Below are 2,570 nucleotides of genomic sequence, written 5' to 3'. Positions count from 1 at the left end.
TGTCCGAATCCCCCTTTTCCCAATTGACGGATAATTTGGTAGCGATGACTAAGGATTTTTCCGGCAGCGAGTTCCATAGACGATGGCAATCCGAGGTTTTTTACTATTCTAGGCTTTTCGGCTCTCTTTTGCGGTCGATGGACAAAATGCGGAAACTTTCCCCACTCCACTTTTTTCCCTATAGAGAGAGAAAAAATTCCCTGTTGAGGGGACTGACATGACAGACAGAAAAAAATAATCTAGAAACAGAGAAAGTTCACTGTTGTTTTTTGAGAGGATAACCGCTATGTCTATGAATCCTGTTACTAGAGCCAGTACAGCTTTACTGATTACCCTGCTCATGGGGTCGATGTCCGGTACTTTTCCCGTCCTCGCTCAAAGTAATATTAATCGGCAACGTCTCATCGCTCAACAAATCTCGATTCCGGTGGGAACAGTTATCCCTTTGAATTACGAGAAAGCCGATAAAATTTTAGTTTCTAAAAGTGATGTTATTCCTCTGACTTTAACCGTAGCCAGAGATATTCGTAACCGCAATGGGATTGTGGTGATTGCAGCGGGAAGTGAAGTCAAGGGTACTTTAGAAGCAGCCGGCCGAGGTGTGCGGTTTATTGCCGATGAAATTCGCCTTGATGGGGGCAATCGCACCATTCCCCTCAATGCTACTTCGCGATTAATTACTACCACTGAAACCCTGCGTAAAGGGGCAAAAACTCAAGATATCTTAGGGGGAACCCTCGCCGGTGCGGGGGCAGCCACAGCGATCGCTGCTCTTACGGGCGATCGCAAGATCGAAGTTCTCGATGTCTTAGCGGGGGCAGCCGTGGGAACCCTTGCAGGATGGGGCTTACCGGCGGCGGGAATTGTCGGTGGTAGTTCCGTGCAGTTATACTCTGTTAACCCCGATCGAGATTTAAATATTACCCTGCAATCGCCCCTAGTGATCAGAGATTAGTTAGGGTCTGCTGAAAAAGTTTTTCGTGGGGGCAGGGTGTGGGGTGTGGGGTGTGGGGTGTAGGGTTTTACCGATTTTGAGGTAGTCAGTTACCTAATTTTCAGGGAAAAAGTCCAGGAATTTTACCCCCGATCACTCCAATGGTAGGCACTTTTTGAGGTCAAAAAAGTCTAAAAGCCTTATCCAACAAGGTTTTTAGATTTATTCAGCCAGCCCTAGTTAACGGCAAACCTTAACCAAATCCGCCAGCAGACGGATTTGGTGTCAACTCATTGGTTTAAGCTGCCCGCGCCTTTAAATTGCTTGTTGAGACGAGACGAGACAAGAGACAAGAGACAAGACCCCCCAACCCTACCCGACATCGGGGGGGCAAGGGGTGGCAAGGGGCGGCAAGGGGGGGTCAGCTAATCTAAGGATAGGCGGTTAAGATGCGTCTTAGTTTAATCGGAGCGATCGATTTGTTAGATTTTTAATAGTCGGTCTGTGAACCGATAGACAGAAACAGTCAAAACATCAGAATTCAGAGATCAAAGTATGAAACTTCCTACAGGGTTACGGCGAACTATTACCCACGCTTTAGCAACTTTTCTGGGAATTATGCTCGGTTTTAGCAGTTTAGCGGCGGTAAATGCTCAAAATCTGCCCAGCACTGCCGCCGATCTGGCCAGAATTCCCCCGGAGATGACGGCGGAAAGTTTTGTCGCTAAGGCAGTGGCGCGCACGGGTGCGGCAGTAGTGCGAATTGACACCGAAGCGATCATTACTCGTCCCAATAGCCCCTTTTTTGATGATCCTTTTTTTCAGGAGTTTTTTGGGGAACAGTTTCGTCTTCCCACCCAGCAGCGAGTGGCTGGCCAGGGATCGGGTTTTATTATCGATGGCAGTGGTTTAATCTTAACTAATGCCCATGTGGTCGATAATGCCGATAAGGTAACGGTAACTTTAAAAGATGGTCGTAGCTTCAAAGGAGAAGTACGCGGCACTGATGAGATCACTGATTTAGCCGTGGTGAAAATTAATCCCCAAGGGGAAAATTTACCTGTAGCCGTCCTCGGCAATTCCGCATCCATACAAGTGGGGGACTGGGCGATCGCAGTAGGCAATCCCGTCGGTCTAGATAATACGGTAACTTTAGGAATTATTAGCACGATCGGGCGCTCGGCGGCTAAGGCGGGTGTTCCCGATAAACGCATTGATTTTATCCAAACCGATGCCGCTATTAACCCGGGTAATTCCGGCGGTCCTTTACTCAACGCCCAAGGGGAAGTCATCGGCATCAATACGGCCATTCGTGCTGATGCCATGGGGATCGGTTTTGCCATTCCCATCGACCGAGCTAAGCAGTTACAAGCGACCCTAGAAGCAGGTCAAAAGGTGGCCCATCCCTATATCGGTGTGCAGATGGTTAATCTAACTCCCGATTTAGCCCGGGCTAATAATCAAAACCCCAATTCTCCCATGATTGTGCCGGAAGTGTCGGGAATTTTGGTGGTGAAAGTCCTACCCAATACCCCCGCCGAAAAAGCCGGTATCCGTCGCGGGGATGTGATTGTTAAAGCTAATAATCAACCGGTTAGCGATGGCGGTCAGTTACAGGAAATGGTGGAAAAAACCG

The 2,570-nt window shown here is 48.5% G+C and carries 2 protein-coding genes; both read left to right on the top strand.

Translation table 11 applies throughout. The annotated features are described in order from the left end of the window. Positions 1-286 precede the first annotated feature (286 nt). Positions 287-955: a hypothetical protein gene (locus PX481_RS18685; protein ID WP_002762243.1), complete on the top strand. Its 669-nt coding sequence runs from the start codon at positions 287-289 to the stop codon at positions 953-955. Positions 956-1,489: 534 nt separating this feature from the next. Beyond that, on the top strand, positions 1,490-2,570 hold a 1,081-nt coding region (locus tag PX481_RS18680; RefSeq protein ID WP_288095400.1), incomplete at its 3' end, for an HhoA/HhoB/HtrA family serine endopeptidase.

The sequence above is a fragment of the Microcystis sp. M53603_WE2 genome, assembly GCF_030065435.1.
Note: the sequence above shows the minus strand (reverse complement) of the source record. Positions and strands in the feature narration are given on the sequence as shown.